At 39.2% G+C, this 16,162-nt stretch carries 17 protein-coding genes and 1 pseudogene; 13 read left to right on the top strand and 5 right to left on the bottom strand.

All coding sequences use genetic code 11. The features are described 5' to 3' along the window. The first annotated feature begins 4 nt into the window (after window positions 1–4). Window positions 5–1,642: an MBL fold metallo-hydrolase gene (locus AC33VI_RS04990; protein ID WP_491781163.1), complete on the top strand. Its 1,638-nt coding sequence runs from the start codon at window positions 5–7 to the stop codon at window positions 1,640–1,642. On the opposite strand, the gene AC33VI_RS04995 is transcribed toward AC33VI_RS04990, so the two are convergent. Together AC33VI_RS04995 and AC33VI_RS05000 are read right to left on the bottom strand one after the other, a co-directional pair. Next, on the bottom strand, window positions 1,639–1,950 hold the full coding sequence (locus AC33VI_RS04995; protein ID WP_491781164.1) for a DUF6679 family protein: 312 nt from the start codon (window positions 1,948–1,950) through the stop codon (window positions 1,639–1,641). The genes AC33VI_RS04990 and AC33VI_RS04995 overlap by 4 nt on opposite strands. Window positions 1,951–2,067: 117 nt before the next feature. Further along, window positions 2,068–2,931 (bottom strand): slr1353 family protein, encoded by an 864-nt coding sequence (locus AC33VI_RS05000; protein WP_491781165.1) that lies wholly within the window; start codon window positions 2,929–2,931, stop codon window positions 2,068–2,070. A 569-nt stretch (window positions 2,932–3,500) separates the two neighbouring features. Here AC33VI_RS05000 and AC33VI_RS05005 point away from each other — a divergent pair. The 3 genes from AC33VI_RS05005 (at window position 3,501) to AC33VI_RS05015 (ending at window position 8,097) form a co-directional block, all read left to right on the top strand. Then, window positions 3,501–5,756 (top strand): ribonuclease R family protein, encoded by a 2,256-nt coding sequence (locus AC33VI_RS05005; RefSeq protein WP_491781166.1) that lies wholly within the window; start codon window positions 3,501–3,503, stop codon window positions 5,754–5,756. A 231-nt stretch (window positions 5,757–5,987) separates the two neighbouring features. Next, a complete protein-coding gene (locus tag AC33VI_RS05010) occupies window positions 5,988–7,292 on the top strand; it encodes a TldD/PmbA family protein (protein WP_491781167.1) in 1,305 nt (434 codons plus the stop codon). Window positions 7,293–7,344: 52 nt separating this feature from the next. Next, complete coding sequence (locus AC33VI_RS05015) at window positions 7,345–8,097, top strand: DUF3153 domain-containing protein (protein WP_491781168.1); 753 nt, start codon at window positions 7,345–7,347, stop codon at window positions 8,095–8,097. Window positions 8,098–8,119: 22 nt separating this feature from the next. Here AC33VI_RS05015 and AC33VI_RS05020 read toward each other — a convergent pair whose 3' ends face one another. After that, window positions 8,120–8,797 (bottom strand): LmeA family phospholipid-binding protein, encoded by a 678-nt coding sequence (locus AC33VI_RS05020; RefSeq protein WP_491781169.1) that lies wholly within the window; start codon window positions 8,795–8,797, stop codon window positions 8,120–8,122. A 130-nt stretch (window positions 8,798–8,927) separates the two neighbouring features. Between AC33VI_RS05020 and AC33VI_RS05025 the strand changes: the two genes are divergently transcribed. Together AC33VI_RS05025 and AC33VI_RS05030 are read left to right on the top strand one after the other, a co-directional pair. Then, entirely contained in the window at window positions 8,928–9,761 is an 834-nt protein-coding gene (locus AC33VI_RS05025) for a pseudouridine synthase (RefSeq protein WP_491781170.1), read from the top strand. Continuing rightward, window positions 9,715–10,488: a helix-turn-helix domain-containing protein gene (locus AC33VI_RS05030; RefSeq protein ID WP_491781171.1), complete on the top strand. Its 774-nt coding sequence runs from the start codon at window positions 9,715–9,717 to the stop codon at window positions 10,486–10,488. Before AC33VI_RS05025 ends, AC33VI_RS05030 begins: the two co-directional genes overlap by 47 nt. A gap of 14 nt (window positions 10,489–10,502) precedes the next feature. Here the strand turns inward: AC33VI_RS05030 and AC33VI_RS05035 are convergent, their stop codons facing one another. Continuing rightward, a complete protein-coding gene (locus AC33VI_RS05035) occupies window positions 10,503–10,811 on the bottom strand; it encodes a hypothetical protein (protein WP_491781172.1) in 309 nt (102 codons plus the stop codon). Window positions 10,812–11,164: 353 nt separating this feature from the next. Between AC33VI_RS05035 and AC33VI_RS05040 the strand changes: the two genes are divergently transcribed. From AC33VI_RS05040 to AC33VI_RS05055, 4 genes are all read left to right on the top strand, one after another. Continuing rightward, window positions 11,165–11,758: an SIR2 family protein gene (locus tag AC33VI_RS05040; protein WP_491781173.1), complete on the top strand. Its 594-nt coding sequence runs from the start codon at window positions 11,165–11,167 to the stop codon at window positions 11,756–11,758. Between the two features lie 115 nt (window positions 11,759–11,873). After that, window positions 11,874–12,092, top strand: coding sequence for a hypothetical protein (locus AC33VI_RS05045; protein ID WP_491781174.1), 219 nt, complete (start codon window positions 11,874–11,876; stop codon window positions 12,090–12,092). A 29-nt stretch (window positions 12,093–12,121) separates the two neighbouring features. Beyond that, window positions 12,122–13,048, top strand: coding sequence for an acetyl-CoA carboxylase, carboxyltransferase subunit beta (gene accD, locus AC33VI_RS05050; protein WP_491781175.1), 927 nt, complete (start codon window positions 12,122–12,124; stop codon window positions 13,046–13,048). Window positions 13,049–13,100: 52 nt separating this feature from the next. Further along, window positions 13,101–13,424 (top strand): 4a-hydroxytetrahydrobiopterin dehydratase, encoded by a 324-nt coding sequence (locus tag AC33VI_RS05055; RefSeq protein WP_491781176.1) that lies wholly within the window; start codon window positions 13,101–13,103, stop codon window positions 13,422–13,424. A gap of 24 nt (window positions 13,425–13,448) precedes the next feature. Here AC33VI_RS05055 and AC33VI_RS05060 read toward each other — a convergent pair whose 3' ends face one another. Next, window positions 13,449–13,853 (bottom strand): hypothetical protein, encoded by a 405-nt coding sequence (locus tag AC33VI_RS05060; protein ID WP_491781177.1) that lies wholly within the window; start codon window positions 13,851–13,853, stop codon window positions 13,449–13,451. A 259-nt stretch (window positions 13,854–14,112) separates the two neighbouring features. Between AC33VI_RS05060 and AC33VI_RS05065 the strand changes: the two genes are divergently transcribed. From AC33VI_RS05065 to AC33VI_RS05075, 3 genes and pseudogenes are all read left to right on the top strand, one after another. Next, entirely contained in the window at window positions 14,113–15,060 is a 948-nt protein-coding gene (locus AC33VI_RS05065; protein WP_491781178.1) for a FecR domain-containing protein, read from the top strand. A gap of 284 nt (window positions 15,061–15,344) precedes the next feature. Beyond that, a complete protein-coding gene (gene cpeB / locus AC33VI_RS05070; RefSeq protein WP_491781179.1) occupies window positions 15,345–15,899 on the top strand; it encodes a phycoerythrin subunit beta in 555 nt (184 codons plus the stop codon). Window positions 15,900–15,995: 96 nt separating this feature from the next. Further along, window positions 15,996–16,162, top strand: a pseudogene (locus tag AC33VI_RS05075) (bleomycin hydrolase); the annotation flags it as partial.

The following is a 16,162-nucleotide window of genomic DNA, read 5'->3' on the forward strand; positions in this document are numbered from 1 at the left end:
GTTTATGAAAAAAAGACAGGGAAAAATAAGCTCTAGTTCCCTGCCTTTATCCTGCTTTGTCTATGCAGCGGGTCATGAAGATGAAGGTGTTTGTCTGCTGCTACATATTGGCAAATATCGTATCATGCTCGATTGTGGCTTAGAGGATTTAGGAGATATTGCGAAAAAAGATCTACCGCCAGCAGATTTAGTTTTTTGTTCCCACGCTCACGAAGATCATTGTCGTGGTTTATGGCAATTACATCATAGTTTTCCCGAACTTCCGATTTATATTAGCGAAGTAACGGCTAAATTATTGCCGTTTTATGCTAGTGATGCTTCTCCTGATTTAGATGGGTGTCATATCCTTGAATGGCGATCGCCAATTAAAATTTATCCCGACCTAGAAATAGAAATAGTCCCCGCAGGACACCTACCAGGAGCGGCAGCCATACTGATTACCTATCAGACTAGCGATCGCCATTATCGGGTAATGTATACGGGCGATTTTTCGGTATCTAATTTTCAATTGGTCGAAGGAATGTCCATTGAGAATTTGCGAGGACTATCTCCCGATGTCCTAATTTTAGAAGGTAGCTATGGTACGGTGCGTCACCCCCATCGTCGCTTGCAAGAAAAGCAATTGATGGAGCGGATCCATCTTGCTTTGTCTCAAGGCAAAAATGTCTTGCTTCCCGTACCGCCGATTGGCTTGGGACAGGAAATTCTGAAACTATTGCGATCGCACCATCAATTTACAGGACGAGATCTAGATATTTGGGTGGATGAATTCGTTGCAGTTATCTGCGATATTTATCTAGAGCTTTTGCCACAGTTTCCCCTTTCAGTGCAAAATTTTGCCAAACATCAATCCTTATTTTGGGACGAGCGAATTTGTCCGCGAATGCGGAGGTTGAATGATGGAAATAATCTGGCTGAGAGTCAAAAGTCGGGGGTATTTCTGGTGGATTATCAAAAAGATCTTTGGCAATATCTCTCTAGAGAAGGTGAATGGCTGTTATTGCTAGCAGAACATCCCCAGCAATATTTGCACCCAACTTCCCCTAAATTGGATTTGATTCAAAATTTATCTTATGTAGATATTGAAACTTATCTACTAGCCGAACACAGCGATGGCAGGAACACTACTCAACTAATTCACAATTTAAGACCACAACATATTATTTTCGTTCATGGTTCTTTGAATTATTTATTAGAATTAGCCAGCTTAGAAGAACTAAGAAATCGCTATCAGATCCATTCTCCCGTACGAGACATATTAGTAAAACTACCGATTGGCGATCGCTTTGTACAACCCAAAGCCCCTCAACCCGTTTACTACGAAGGAGAATTGAATGAAGCAGGTTCGACGATTGCCATTAACTTACCCCAAAATATTACAGACGATCGCCGATGGCAAAATATCGCAGACACGGGAATTGTTCGAGTCCACTGGCAAGGAAATGAATTAGTAGTCAGGGGAATATCTCAAAGAGAATTATTAAACGCCAATAATCGTACCAGAATTTCTTCCGACCTAGACTGTTGCGATCGCTGCCAGTATTACAGCGATCGCCGTTGTTGGAATAAATCTTCTCCTCTTTACGGTTTTAAAGTAATTCCTGAAGGCTATTGTCCAGTTTTTGAACCAAAAGAAGACTAATCTAGGTCGCGCTCGGTCGATCCTGGTTGGATTTGTTCTGCTTCTGGGCAATCATCGGAAACGGCAATTTCCGTACTGGTTTTAGATACTGATGCCAGCTTTTGAGTCACAGCACCAATACTTTCCAAACGTACCATTTCTTCCCAGGAACTAATTTCGTCTTCCTCCTCTGTTTCATAGCGAATTGTCACTATATCCCCCTCGAAATCAACAATACGACCTCCTTCCAGCCAACGTTGTTGATCCCGCAAGAAAATACAAACTTCGCGACCATCTTGACAGAGTTGATAAATCTTGCGGTGTAACATGGGTTTCTCCTTCTGCGAGTAACTCCTTAAAATATATAGTATCTATTATTGCTATTTTGGCACTGTGGCACAAGAGTTTTTTCATTGAACATTAAACATTGACCATTGACCATTGTTTTAGGTTGGGGTTGGTTGACTTTTCAAATATTCGAGAAATTCTAATAGTTGTTCGTCAGTCAAGCTAATTCGACTGTATTTTCCATAACGGCTTTTGAGAAATTCCTTACCATCATTTTTTGTCCAACCCAATCTTTTTACTTCAATATCTGTTTGATGGATAATTTCGTGAATATCTTCTATTACTACAGCCATCTCCTGAGAAGGGGAAACTTCTGTGGCATGAGAATTACCTGTATTATTTAAATTATTCTTTGTGGAAGGGAGATCTGGAGACACCGTTGCCGTATTGTAAGTTCCTTCAAATAAATTGCTTTCTACGGTTGGTTCGGACGAGCGCTCGACTGGTTTGACTTCTGGTTCTAGTTCGATATTTGTTTGGGATACAATCGTTTCCCTTACAGAAGAATTATCGGCTGATGGAGAAGCTATTTGAGATGAATCATCTGCCAGAGCCACTGGAATTTCTTCATTATTCTTAATAAAATTGCCCTCGCTGGAAACTTGAGGCTGAGGAGCTACTGACGGGGTAACGGATCGATTGGAAGTAGTCACCCTAGATTGAGAGTTTGGCAAAGGATTGGAGACAGCAGTTTTAATAGAGCGATCGCCAGTTGTAAAAGAAGAAGTGAGATTAACTGTACTGGATTCTAGATTGCTATCCAAACAGAGGGCTGCGATCGCTCTTTCTCTAGCTTTGTCTTCTGCTGTTTCCACGCGTTCGCCACTTGCCAAACCAGTAGCCAGAGTAATATTTTCGGCGATCGCTGAAACCCTAACGATATAAGTACCTCGGTCAATATCAATCAGTTCTCCGATGAGGCTTCCTTGAGGATATTTTTGACAAAATTTAGCTAACATCATCACGGTGACTTTATTTTTAATAATAATACTAAGTTACTATTTGTGCCTTGACTACTAAAAGAAATTTGCCAATAAGCATTGAGAATTTACAATAGATAATGAATTGGTTATAAACTAACTCATAGTTTTTGTGAAAGATTAGATTCGCAATTAACTTCTATCGTTCGGTATGAGAGCAAAATAAATAGGCTACAAAACTTTAAAACATATAGTCAGTAAATCCAATATGTTTTTTTCAATTCTGGAAAGTTAATTTTAAACTGCCATCAAAAGCAAGGAAGACAAAAATTGACTAACAAGGAATCGAGTTCATAATCGTAATAACATTAACTAAATGCAAAGCAGAAGCTTTGCAATCTTCATATTGTTATCTTACCTCCGTTGCGTAGCCAATTTCATAATCTCGACTTCTGGGAATACCCAAACCGCCAAACAGGTAGTTTCCGTTAAAAAATCCCCAGATTGGGAAGATAAATCGCCGACATACGTTTAGATTCCAAGAGTGTGTATAATCATCTTCGCTTCTGTCGTTTGTTACTAAATTAAAATTGGATAAGGATAATTTTTAGATGGAATTTTCAATCGCTACATTACTCGCTCAGTTCGTTGACGATAAATTAGTCGCAGGTAAAAATCTAGAAAAAAAACTCGGTTGTGAAGACGAAGAGAGCATTCATAAATTACAGGTTACTTTAGATGCTCTCGAAAAAATCGGAGTTTTAGTTAAAGAGAGAGGTAAATATCGCCGTGTTTATGAAGATGACGTGGTGGAAGCAAAATTAAGATGTTCTAGTAAAGGATTTTGCTTTGCCATTCAAGACGAAGAAAACGCCGATGATATTTATGTTAGAGAAAGTCATCTGAGCAATGCTTGGAATGGCGATCGCGTGTTTGTCAAAATCATCAAAGAAGGCAGTCGTCGTCGTTCTCCCGAAGGGGAAGTAAAATTAATTTTAGAACGTTCCAATCCTTCTTTACTGGCAACAGTCACCAGTAAAGAAGAAAAGTATCAAGCTATTCCTTTAGACGATCGCCTGTTATTTGAACTTGACCTTAAACAAAATGGTCAAGATTTAGAAGCAGCTTTAGAACACTTAGTTCATGTTTCTGTCTTGCGCTATCCTTTAGGACAGCATCCTCCTCTGGGCAAAATTAGCAAAATCTTAGGTAGTGATGCCGAAGAAGCTGCGGATGTAGACATCGTTTCTTGCAAACACGATTTACCCCTAGAGTTTCCTGAAAAAGCGATTAAGGCGACAGAAAAACTACCTAATGCCCGCATTCCCGCAGCAGAAACCAAAGTTCGCCAAGATTTACGGGATAAACTCACCTTTACCATTGAATCGGCCGCAAATATCGATAATACGCCTTGGGTAGAAAATGCTTTTAGTTTGTCGAAAACCGAAGCAGACAATTGGGAACTTACTATACATATTACCGATGTTGCTCACTATATCGAACCCGATAGTACTCTAGACCGAGTTGCCCGCAAGCGAGGTACTGCGGTTAATCTTCGCAAACAAGTTTTGCCCATATTTCCCGAACAAGTCAGTCACCTTTGCTCTTTAATTCCAGGAAAAAATCGTCTGGCAATTTCCATTGCTATTACTATCGATCCCCAGGGTAATATTGTGGAATATAAAATTGCCCCATCGGTAATTTCTGTGGACTGTCAACTGACCTATGAAGAGACTCAGGCATTAATTAGCGATGAGAAAAAACCAGGACGCAAGTTTGCCAAGATAACTCCCGTATTAAAAGATTTATTTTTTACTCTCAGTCCCCTGATTAAAGCACAACGATTGCAAAGAGGCGGTTTAGAAATCAGTACTCCAGAAATTAATAGTCTCTATAAAGATGAAGGTAGAGTCGGCACAATTCTCAGTTTAAATCGCCTGCCAGTTTATTCAATGCTGACTGAGTTAACTACTCTGGCAGGGAAGGTAGTGGCAGAACATTTGCAAGCTTTAGATTTACCAGGAATTTACTGCACTCAATCCGAACCAGATGTGGAAGATTTAGAAGATCTGCTCAAACTCGGCACTAACCTAGGATTGGAATTGGATATCGACCCAGAAGCAGGAGTAACTTCTCAAGACTATCAACGGCTGACCGAACAGTTTTCTACCTCGACTGCGGTCATGGTTTTAAATTACTTACTGCAAAGCACCTTTAAACCAGTCAAATATTTGACCGAACCTAGTAAACATTTCGGTTTAGCTTACGAACAGGGCTACACTCACTGTATCTCTCCTGGTCAAAGATATATTGATTTAATCGTCCAGCGCATCTTAAAAGCAGTTTTCGCCCACGGTAAAGATCGCCGTCACAGTCGTACCAAACAGGGTGTCGATTTAACTAGTAGTAGCTGCCACGGACAAATCAACTGGAAAGTTTTACCTCCCAAGATTCAAGAAGAATTAGAAACCGATATTCAAATGATGCTTCCCTTCCTCAACGATCGCGAAAAACAAGCGGAAGATGCAGAAAAAGATCTATCTGGTTTGAAAAAAGCCGAACAAATGAAAGAACGGACGGGTAAAATCTTTGAAGGTTTGATTACAGGAGTACAATCCTATGGCTTCTTTGTGGAAATTGAAGACTTACTAGTAGAAGGTTTGGTTCACGTAAGTTCCCTCAAAGACGATTGGTATGAATATCGTTCTCGCGAAAGTTGCTTGAAAGGTAGAAAGAATCGTACTGCTTATCGTTTGGGCGATCGCGTGGAAGTAGAAGTTAAAAGCGTAGACTACTATCGCCAACAAATCGATCTGGTTACTGTCGGCGGCGGTAGTGATGCTAATGGGGAGTGGGAAGAGGAGTAGGTAATAAGTAATAAGTAATAAGTAATAAGTAATAGGAGTAGGTAATAAGTAATAAGTAATAAGTAATAAGTAATAGGTAACAAGTAGCTACGCTTATTACTTGTTACTTAGTCTCTATTCATAAAGCGATCGCGAATAACTTTTTCTTTAAGATCGGAAATTTGCGTCAAGATAGTAAAGGCGAAAAACTAATAACCAATAACTAATAACTAAATATAAGGAGCAAGAGGATTGAAGGATAAAGTAATCGAGCAAGTCATCGATCTTGCTCGTAAGAAAGGTATTGCAGCAGAAGCTTATTATGTATCCAGCCAGGATACGCCGATTGAGTTTGCTAATAATCGTTTAAAGTCTTTGGAAACGAAGGCATCAGAAGGGATTGCTTTGCGAGTGATTGCCGATGGGAAGTTGGGTTTCGCTAGTTCGACGGATTTGACTCGTTTAGAAGATCTGGTCGATGCGGCGATCGCAACTGCCGAAATTGGCGATCCTGTAGAGTTTGATTTTACTAGGGATGTTAATTTTGTAGAAGCGAAGAGTGAATATGAATTTCCTACTACCGAGAAATTGGTGGAAGTAGGGGAAGATCTGATTGGTAAAGTTCATCAATATAATCCCGATATTTTAGTGGATGTTAGCTTTCACAGTCGTTCTGGTGTTGCCAAACTAGCTACTACCACCGATGTTTATACCGAACAAAATGGGCAAAGTCTCAGTGCGGTATTGTCGGGTAATTTGGTCAGAGGTGAAGACTTTTTACAGGCATATAGCTACGAAGTGACCCGCGATCGCTTGCCCGATTACCAAGCTATATTAAATAAGCTGATCGAGAAGTATCAACGAGCCGAAGGTGGGGCAAGTATTAAAAGCGGTAGTTACCCTGTCTTATTTACTCCCAGTGCTTTAAGCAGCACTATGGGTAGAATGTTCGGCACTATTTTTTCTGGGCAATCGATCGTGCAAAAAGCTTCTCCTTTAACAGATAAACTAGGGGAAAAAATTATGGACGATCGCATTAATGTCTATGAAGATCCTAGGATCGGCGTGTCGGCTTGCGACTTTGACGATGAAGGAGTGCCTACTAATAAAAAACACCTAATTGAACAAGGTACGGTCAAACAATTTTACTGGGATAGACGCTGGGCAGCCCGTCAAGGTATAGAATCTAGCGGGAATGGTTTTAGAGGCGGTATATCTCGTCCTAGCCCCAGTCTGGCGAATGTTTGCATGACTCCTGGTTCGACTAAGGTTGAAGATCTGATTGCAGGAATGGATGAAGGTATTATCGTCGATCAAGTATTGGGTGCTGGACAATCTAATGTTTTGGCAGGAGAGTTTTCCGTCAATATTGACTTGGGGTACAAAGTTGAAAAGGGTAAAATTGTCGGCAGAGTTAAAGATACGATGGTAGCTGGAAATATTTTTGAAGCTTTCAGCGATTTTGTCGATTTGAGCGATCGCCCTGAATGGGTTGGCAGTAGTTCTTATGTTCCTCATATTCTATTTGCTAAATTGGGTGTGGCAGCGAGGGGCTAAATTCTCAGACGCGATCGATAATTAACTAGTTTAGTTAGGTTAAGGGGAAAGGATGAATAGAAAGAGATTGGTTAAATTTTTGTTGCCCGTTGTTTTGTGTATGGCAACCTTGCTAACTGGCTGTGTTGATTATGATGTGGGAGTTAAGTTTGACACTCCCTATCGCGGAGAGATTACCCAGCATATTACAGTTAGTGACAAACTAACCAGTCTCGCCCCTGGAGAAAGCCGAAAATGGTTAAATAGCATTGAAAAGCGATCGCGCCAGCTAAAGGGAAGAGTTAATAAATTAAATTCATCAGAACTGTTGTTAACTATTCCTTTCGGTAATGGTGCGGAGTTGGCACAAAAATTCAATCAACTATTTCAAACTAGTATTGTTCCCAATGCTACTATTCCCCAAGGCAAAGCCGATTTGATTCAGCTTAATTCTCAGGTATATTTGCATCAAAGCAATTTAGTTTTTGTCGAACGTAATAGCATCGATCTGGCGATCGATTTAAGAGCTTTAAATGTATTGACTCAAGAAGATAAAATCGACATCGATCTAGATTCTTTGGCTAATTTAGAATTTCAGTTAGATACTCCTTGGATTGCTAGTAGCGTTTCCGATTCAGAATATCTCCAGCCGATTAATAATCCTTTGAAAAAAGGCTTAGTATGGCAACTCCAACCAGGAGAAATGAATCATATCAAAGCCGTATTTTGGTTGCCTAGCCCTGTAGGAATTGGCGCAGCAATTATTGTTCTTTTAATGCTGTTGGGTTTCTTCTTAAAATATCGTCGTTTCCCTGGAGTAGTTTAAATTAACGCAGATTAAGTTATTATCATGAATTAACCGTAATTTTTCCAGAACAAAAAAGGCGATCTCCTTCAAGAATCAGTTCTTCAATATTCACATCATTACCGAGATCGATTAATAATTTATCCGTCAGTTTTGTAATGGTTTGGGATTGTCCGATAATTGTTAAAGAAGACAAACAAAGAGTATGACAATTGCCTAAAGAGATGCCAGTTGATAAATTTAGAGTTCTATTTTTATAAGTTCCTGAAATATGTAACTTTTCTTCGACGATCGCAATACTATCCCATTGGATTTCAACATCGGTTAATCCTTCACCAAGATCTTTAACCTCATTAGCATTCAAAATAATTTGCCACAAATCTGTCAAGCCACTTTGCAACAAAGCAGAAGCGATTGAAGCTGAGAGATCTTCTTGCAACAAGCTCAAAGCAACTTCCACCACAATTGGCTGTACTAATCTTAAGGGTTTTTTCTTCAGAACTTCGGGTAAATTAAAAGCAATCTCTTGACCACTAACTACAACTTCTCGTAAATGTAACCCTTGATATATTCCCCTTTGGCAACTCAAGAATACATTGGGAATATAACCCTGGAGAATCTGACGATTTTTGCCAGCAATTCTAACTTGTAAATCTTTTACCTGACTGATTTGCGATCGCAAATATAGTTGAACGGCGGTAGACAATAACTTAATAATCAATTTTTAGCACTCTAGCCTAAATGACTGATACTTTATCACTTATTTTGGGAAATATATGACTAGCTGGTTTATTTTGGGAGGATACTACCTTGTAAAATATAAGATTAGATTGCCATAGGAAAGCCTCTCAATGTCTGAAAGAGTCCAAAAAGTTTTGTCTCAGTGGGGAATTGCCTCGCGACGCAAAGCGGAAAAAATGATTTTAGCGGGAAGGATTCAAATTAACGGAAAAATAGCTAATTTGGGAGATAAAGTCGATTTAACGGCAGATATTCTTCATGTAGATGGCAAAAAGATCGAACAATCCGATCGCCCTCAATTTATCTACCTGTTGCTAAATAAACCTCCAGGGGTAGTATCTACTTGTTCCGATCCTCAAAACCGTCCTACTGTCATCGATCTCTTATCGCCAGAGCTTCAACAAGGAAAAGGAATTCATCCCGTTGGTAGATTGGACTTTGCCTCTAGTGGTGCTTTAATTTTGACTAATGATGGCAAATTAACTTTAGGCTTGACTCATCCTCGCTATCATCTACCCAAAACTTATCGCGTGGAATTAGATCGTCCCCTCGCCGAAAAACATTTGGCACTGTGGCGACGGGGGATTGTCTTAGAAGGAAGAAAAACTCTGACTGCCAAACTCAAACCCATAAAAAAGGATAAGTCGGGAAAAACCATCGAAATTATTTTAACGGAGGGAAGAAATAGACAAATACGTCGCATCGCCGAATTACTCGGCTATCAAGTCAGAAAATTACATCGTACTGCCATTGGTTCGATTGTACTTAATGATGCCGCTCGCGATTGTTTGCCACAAGGTAAATACAGACAGCTTAAACTAACTGAAATTAATTTTCTCAAAAACTCTTTTAACAATCAACCTTTAAAATTTACTGCTCGTTCTGGAAGCGCAGTATATGATCGACAAAAAATTCGCCCAAGAGCAAGAAAACAAAATAATTGAAATCGGTGCTAATTTAAGGCGTATTCGCATGGCTAAATCAATTACCCTTGATTCTGTCGCTGCTGATACGATGATACCTTTACGACTACTAGAAGCCATTGAAGGGGGAGATGTAGAGGAGTTACCCGAACCTTTTTATGTTCGTGCTTTACTAACTAAATTTGCCCGAGCTATAGAAGCAGAAGAACTCAATAGTGAAATTATTTTGATCGCCAAACTAGAAACCAGTCAAGCTGCCATAGCTAACAGCGATCGAAAGTATTGGTTTAATTTTCAGTTGCGATCGCTCCATCTATATTTAATCTATATTTTACTGGTAATACTTTCTGTGAAAGGAATTACGATTTTAGTAGAACGTCCCATAATTATTAACGAAATACCTCAAGAAAAACCAGTCTTGGATGGGGAAGTCACTAAAGCAGAACCACCCCAAAAACCCATTGCAGCCAAATCGCCATCTCAATTTGTTTCTCAATCTAGCAACTCTGAATCCGTTACCGTTGGTATAAATCTTCAAGAACGTTGCTGGCTAAAAGTCATGGTAGACGGAAAAGTTGCCTTTGAAGGAATCTTGCCTAAAGGCACTCAAAGATCTTGGAGTGGCAAAGAAGAAGTCACTATCCGTGCGGGAAATGCTGGAGGAGTAGTAATTAGCTTCAATAACGAGCAGCAAAAAGTCCTGGGCGCGCCAGGACAAGTTGAAGAAATTACTTACACTGTTAATTAACAATCAAATAACTGTTAACGACTGCTACCATTAACTCGCAGTAAAAATAAAGCATTTTCAACTCGATCGAGATAACTTTCATTGTTAGCCATTCTAGAATCTAGTTTTCCTTGAGCGATCGCACTTTCCACTAAAGTTTTGGCATCAACTTTTCCGAGAAAAACTGCCTGGCGAAAACTAGCGTACCCAGGGATTCCTTCCCCAGACAAACGTCCTTGATATCCTTGGAATACCAAATTTTGAGGAGTAACTTCTGCTGCTAATGCTGGGCTGGCAATTGTTGTTCCGAATAAAATTAAACTACTAAATAAAAGCTTTTTCATGGCTGGAAAAATTAGATAAAATTGTAATAACTAAATTGGAGCAATAATCAAGAGGAAAACGAGGGAATTTAGAGATTTTTATCTATTCAAATTGATTACTGTCTATAGGATTAAAATTACCATAGGTTTGGGATCGTCAATAGAGTAATATACAAGTCCGACAAAAAATTCATTTATTATTATCTAATTTGTAAACATCGCTCGAAAACAGACTAAATTTAATATATTTATCGCAAAAATTTAATTTTTATTTGATGAAGTGTAACCATTGCATCTTGCTAGAAAATTTTATCTAAGAGAAGATAAAATTTTACTTTTATTGTGTCATTTAACAAGATGATTAGATTTACTTCATGATTAATATAGTTAAAGGATACCTAAATTTAATTGGCTCGGAAGAATCTACTTGGTTGGGAGTGCCAACCCTGGGCGAAATCGGAGAACATATATTAGTCAAGTTACAAACTTTGGAAGGTCAGATCGAACCACCTCCAGAACCCTGGGATTTGATTCATAGGATGGCAAAAACTCCCGTAGCAGTAATTAATTTAATGCGTTATTATTACGAACCTACCGACGAAGATCGCCTGCTCAAACGCAAGCTACCCAGCACCTTCCACTATAATCTAGCTCGTTCGGTAGAAATCAAACCAGGACAAATCATTGTTACTACCAATCGCGATCGCTTAATTGAATGGGGTTTGGCAAAATTTGGGATTACTCCCCAAGTGATCAAACAAGCCTCTGATTTAGCCAACCTCACTCCTTTTCATCAGACAAAATGCACGATTATCAAGCTGAATGGGGATTATTTAGACCCAGATCGCCCTAAATTTGGCAAAAAATTTAAAATCTTTCTTAAAAAGGAAATTCAACAGATCTACAAACCAGTCATTAGCAAATGTTCTCAGGTAGACAGAGATAAGTTTGCCGAATTCAATTTTTAATTGATTATTACTACCCAGAAAATTTTACAATGGGGGTGGTAACGATCTTATCGCTAGCAAAATCTCAATAAATTTGTATAACACCTAAAATAAGCAAAAAATATAGTACATATCGGTGTCTTGGATTACACTAAAGACGACTAAAGCCCGTTGGGAAGCTGAGTTAATGCAGCAAATACTGACCGCTTATGACATACCCTCTCGCGTACTCAATATTGGCGCGGGGATATATTGCGGACAAGGAAATCAAGCCGTATTACAGGTAAGATCTAAGGATCGGTGGACGGCACTATTGCTATTAAGTCCTCCTGAAGATAGTCAAGAGATAAGTTAAAACCCTATAAAAAAATCTAAATTAAGTCTATGTCTTCTTTATTCGATTGGTTTGCTAACATCAGAAAGACCGAACCTGCGGTACAAAAACAGCAGGAAAGAGAAATTGCAGATGGATTATGGACAAAATGCAGTTCTTGTAATTCAGTAGCCTATACAAAAGATTTACAAGCCAACCAACTTGTTTGTCCTGAATGCAACTATCACAATCGAGTAGATAGCGACGAAAGAGTCAGACAGTTAATTGATGGGGGTACTTGGAAACCTTTAAATGAAAATGTTCGCCCGATAGATCCTCTTAAATTTCGCGATCGCAAAGACTATCAAGCCAGATTACAAGATTATCAAACTAAAACTGGTTTGACCGATGCTGTAGTCACGGGAACTGGTTTAATTGATGGTTTGCCCATTGCTTTGGGAGTAATGGATTTCCGCTTTATGGGCGGTAGCATGGGTTCTGTAGTTGGAGAAAAGCTGTGTCGTCTGATCGAACGGGCTACGGCGGAAAGCTTCCCTGTGGTGATTGTTTGTTCTTCTGGTGGGGCGAGAATGCAGGAAGGGATGTTTAGTCTGATGCAAATGGCTAAGATTTCGGGCGCGCTGCAACGCCATCGAGAAGCTAAATTACTCTATATTCCAATTTTGGCTCATCCTACTATGGGTGGTGTTACCGCTAGTTTTGCTATGTTAGGAGATATTATTTTAGCCGAACCCAAAGCCACTATTGGTTTTGCTGGGCGCAGGGTAATCGAACAGACTCTCAGGGAAAAGTTACCCGATGGTTTCCAAACCTCAGAATATCTTTTAGAACATGGTTTCGTTGATTCTATTGTGTCTCGTACCCAGTTGAAAAAAACTTTAACCCAGTTAATTAGCTTGCACCAGCCTTTTTATCCTTTAATGTCTCCTTTAGATGCCAATAACGGTCATCATTCTGAAGTAGAAGAGACAGTTTAAAGCGATGTTATTTAATTTTAGAAAGTCTTGCCTTGCCATAGTACTGTCAATTATGACTGCTGGCTTTTGTTTAATACCTCAATCCTTAAGAGCTAATATTATGCCTTTAACTCAAACTGAAATAGACCAACAAATTGCTACTATTCCCGAATGGCAACAAGAAGGTCAAACCCTAACCCGTACTTTTAAATTCAGCAATTTTGTTCGAGCGATCGAATTTGTCAATCAGTTAGTCGAACCAGCCGAAGCAGCAGGACATCATCCTGATATTGCTATTTCCTACAATAAAGTCACTATATCCCTAACTACCCACGATGCGGGAGGATTGACTCAAATGGACTTTGACTTGGCTCAAACTATTTCTGATTTAATCTAAGTAGGGTTGGTTCGCGAACCGCCCCTACTCTGCCAACAATTTATCAGAGAGCAATTCTATAGAGCGATCGCTATTAACTAAAGTATTTTTTTGCCCGTTGATGCGGACGTAAAGATTGGGTACTATTTGTCCCTTGCGATCGAAGCTGACCATTTGAGTGCGATCGATCTCATAGCTTTCTTTTAATTCTTCCAAAGCAGCATAGAGTATTTCCCCTGATTCGTCTTTTTCAATAGTAGAGTCGGGATTAAAAAAACGCCCGTAGTTAGGTTCGACAATTACTACGTTATTTTGGGGAATGGGTTTAATAAAATAATCGCGATCTTTTTCGTTATATTCTGCTACGTCATTGGCACTCAAATTAAAGACGATCGCTTGTAGCAAAATTGCAGTTCCAATAGCAATGGGTGCAATAAGTTTTCTTAACATATTTTTGGCTTAGATAAATTTAAAGACTGGAATTAAAAATTAGTAACTTCGGTCAAGATAAACAAAATCCAGAATTAAAAAATCTATCCTAGGATTTATTATTAAGTTTTGTTAAAACTTTAGGGTAATTGTAACTAAAAAAATGCTTTAAAAGAGATTAATTTTAGATAATTGTCTGTTGACTGGCAAAATAATTCAAAATCTGCTTTTATCGTAATTGTTTTAAGATCTCCGCTTCTGTTTTTTTATCCAGCTTTTTATGCAGCAGTTTTTCTCTAGAAAATATCCAACTAGTTCAGGTTTATTTACTAAACTAGTTTGCAGCCTGATTTTAGCTTCTAGCTCGATTCGTCCTATTCATGCCGATAGTGTCATTAAAGAAGCCGAAATCTATCGCATACGTAATGAAGTAGATATCAACTATAGAAACCAACCAAATTGGAATCCAGCAGAAGAAGGAGACACAATTATCCCCAGAGATTCCGTGAGGACTGGTATAGATTCTCGCGCCGATCTTTTATTCAATGAAGGTACTTTAGTTAGAACTGGTGCGGGGACTATTTTTCGCTTTACCCCTGGCAGACGTCGTTTTGAATTGACTAGCGGTGCTGCTTTAATCATGATTCGTCCCGAACAAGGACAAAGTACGATTCAAACCCCTCAAGCCAAAATAGTCTCTCAAGGAACAGCTTTGATTATTCAACACGATCCCCAGCAAAATGCTTCTTTAATTGGAGTTTTAACCGATAGTCCTGCGGGTTTAGTAGAAGTTTCTGGGGCAAATGGTAAGGTAACTCTAAAATTACAAGCAGGTCAGTTTGTTTCCATCGTTCAAGGGGTAGTAGGTTTAGTCGAGCATTTTGTATTGCCCATGTTCTATGAAACGGCAGAATTATCCGCAGGTTTGGGAGAAACTGAAGCAGAAATAGAAGCAATGTTAGCCCAAGAACCTCCTGAAGTTAGAGCCACCATCAAAGCTGTTAGAACAGAAGCAATAGAACCTTTGCAAAATCAACTTGCTTGGCTGGAAGGTTTTTGTCAAGTTAATGTTGAAACCCAAAACCTCTCTCCTTTACTACAACTTTTTGGGGTCGGAGTTTCTAATGCCAAACTAAATCTAGAAGTTCCCGAAAGCGACTTATCAATTATTCCTTTTCGTTCCTTGACTGGGGCAACATGGTTAAATCAATATTGCACTAACCAATAATTATTTTAATCTTATTAAGAAAGATTAAGTAAAAACAAGTTTGATTTCATAATCGACCCTTGCTTAACAGATTGGGCTTTTGCTAATGTAGGAAGTCAATTCAAATCGATAAAAATTGCCGAAACTGTAACAGGATTTACTTAAACATTACAGATTATTACTTTGTTTTTAATAAAAGAGATTTTGGTAGGGATAATCTTTTATCTTCAGTATCGACGGGTGCAATAAAACATCTGTCACATTAGATAAAAACTAAATTTGTTGTCAAAATTAAGGAGAGCTCAATGCTTGACGCTTTTTCCAGAGCCGTAGTAAGTGCAGATAGCAAAACTGCTTGCATCGGTGGCGAAGAACTACAATCTCTAAAAAACTTTATTGCTGACGGAAACAAACGCCTAGACGCTGTAAACGTTGTTGCTAGTAACGCTAGCTGTATCGTATCTGATGCGATCGCTGGTATGATTTGTGAAAACCAAGGCTTGATTCAAGCTGGTGGTAACTGTTACCCCAACCGCCGTATGGCTGCTTGTTTGCGTGATGGTGAAATCGTTTTACGTTACATCACTTACGCTCTACTTTCTGGTGATGCTTCCGTATTAGAAGATCGTTGCTTAAACGGCTTGAAAGAGACTTACACTGCTCTTGGTGTACCTCTTCAGTCTACTGGTCGCGCAGTAGGTATCATGAAGGCTTCTTCTCTAGCTCACATCAATGGAACTAACTCTGAAGCTCAGGCTGGTTCTAGATACAAGAAAAACGAAATGATCCAAGGCGACTGTTCTGCTATCACTTCTGAAGCAGCAAGCTACTTTGATCGCGTAATTTCTGCTCTTAGCTAGAAATCCCCTCTGATTTAGCCAAAAATCTAAAACAATTGGCGAAAGTGAATATATTCTCGCTTTTTAGAATAAGCAATTCAGGAGATATCCAAAACTATGAAATCTGTTGTAACTACAGTTGTTACTGCTGCTGACGCTGCAGGACGCTTTCCTTCTACTTCTGACCTAGAGTCAGTTCAAGGTAGTCTTCAACGTGCTGCTGCTCGTATGGAAGCTGCTGAGAAACTAGCTAGCAACATCGATAACGTTGCTCAAGAAGCTTA

This window comes from Waterburya sp., assembly GCF_058530065.1.